1 protein-coding gene is annotated in these 2069 nt (G+C 38.6%); it reads left to right on the top strand.

Going from position 1 to position 2069, the window contains the following annotated elements; translation table 11 throughout:
* Positions 1-31: 31 nt before the first annotated feature.
* The coding region (locus tag PVV64_RS10250; protein WP_273760883.1) for an autotransporter outer membrane beta-barrel domain-containing protein at positions 32-2069 on the top strand (2038 nt) is incomplete at its 3' end.

Genomic DNA, 2069 nt, shown 5'->3' with positions numbered 1-2069 from the left:
TCAAAGGCATACCAATACTAAAGGCATATCTATGTGTAAGAAATCTATTTATAAGAAAAATCTTTTGTTATGTACAATTGCTGGAACTTTCATTTTTTCTCATTTCACTCCAACTTATGCAAATACAGAATATCCTAAAGTTGTTAAAGAGTTTAAGCTGGAGAACGGAGAAGAAAAAACTCTTGATAATGTTTTTATCCGCAACGGATTAACCGCAGTGCACGCCACTGAAAAAGCAATTGCTACAATTAAAGACTCAACAATACATTCAGCTTCGTTTGCACTTGCTGTATCAAAAGGTGGACGCATTAATGCAAAAGGAGTTAACGTCAATGCCTTGTATACTGGTCTATCAATTACAAACGGTATTATTAATGTTGAAGATTCATTCATAGAATCTAAAAAGAAATCCGGCATTGTTTTTCACACCATTTTAGATTTTTTTCTGAAAGAAGGTGAAGAAGTTGTAAATAAAGCCATCCTGACCAATACAAAACTTTTTGTGAAACACGGTGAGGCTATTCTAGGACCCTCATCTTCAAAGTCTGTTGCCGAAGTTCAACTTAGAAATTCAGAAATTCGTTCTGATGTATTATTGTACAATAATGTAAAAAAGAAAACAGATTCTGATCCTCATCCTGTTACTTTTGTACTAACCGCCGATAATTCTATCATAGAAGGAAGAGCAAGAACCTTAGAAGCAAATACAACTGTTTTTAATTTAAACAATGGGAGCAAGTGGTATTTAAATGTAAGTCGATACGACATAAATCGTGATTTTAGTACATTTAATTATGCACTCCATAACATTAAGCAACGAGCACTATCTACCGTTTCAGTACTCAATCTTAATAATAGCTCGATCGTATTTAATGCGCCCCATGAGCTAGCAAAGGGGCAGTATCAAACCTTGAGTGTAGGACGAATAGCTGAAGAATCTACATCGCAAGAAGAGAGAACTCCTGCAACAAAGAGCGTTTATAATGCAACGGGCCATGCAAATATTTATTTCAATATCGAATGGAGTGATGGTCTAGCAATAGAACAACAAAAAGCTGACCACCTGCTTGTCCATGGTAATGTATCAGGCACCACAACAATCCATGTCAAAAATCTTGCTGAAAGTGAGATGTTAGAAGCCGAAGATTCTATTCCTTTAAATGAACGAGGTCTTTCACTTGTTCAGGTTTCTGGGAAAGCAGATGAAAATGCCTTCAAACTGGCACATGGCTACACAACAATGAATAAATTGCCCTATAAATATGTCCTCAAGGGCTATGGAGCAACATCCAGTCATGGCAAAGCAGCAAGCACGCAAAAACTCTTGGGAAGTGTATCTCAAGAATCAGAAGGAAGTGCTGAAAACAACAAAACGAAACATGTTGTATTAGGCGACGTGGTTGTGGAAATTGAGCGCAGTATGCAAGATGAGGCAACATCCAGCCGTGATAAAGCAGCAAACGCGCAAAGCCTCTTGAGAGAAAAGAAGGATTTCTGGGATTTCCGCCTACAAAGAGCAACCCTTGATGATGAAGGAAAAATTCCAGCCCTTGTCCCACAAGTGGCAAGCTATTTGGTTATGCCAAATGCTCTATTCTCCGCTGGCTTTGCTGATGTGAACAGTCAAAATACATTGATCAACAATATGCGGACAACAGCATTTGAAACAAAGGATCATAAAAACAGAGGAGTCTTCTTATCCACTTATGGTAATAAGATGACATTGTCCTCTCACCGTACTCCCTTACAATATGGTTATGGGGCTGATCTGCACTACGCAGCTTTACAAGCAGGTGTTACATTAGCCACGCGAGAAGATCAAAACATAACCACAAATTTTGGTCTTTTGGGAACATATGGAAAACTAGCCTTTACCCCAAAAGATATCGAAGGTGCTGACAAAACCGCGCTCGATAAGTGGTCACTTGCTGCCTATGGTAATCTCAATCATGACAATGGCATCTACATAAATGCCCTCTTCTCCTATGGAACGTTCAAAGGAGACATCAAAACAGCTCTCATAGGAAAGACTGCTGAATTGAGTAACAAAAATACACTCAGTGCGTCTG

Source organism: Bartonella sp. ML70XJBT.G (assembly GCF_028618575.1).
Lineage (GTDB): Bacteria > Pseudomonadota > Alphaproteobacteria > Rhizobiales > Rhizobiaceae > Bartonella.
This window is presented reverse-complemented; position numbering and strand designations above follow the sequence as displayed.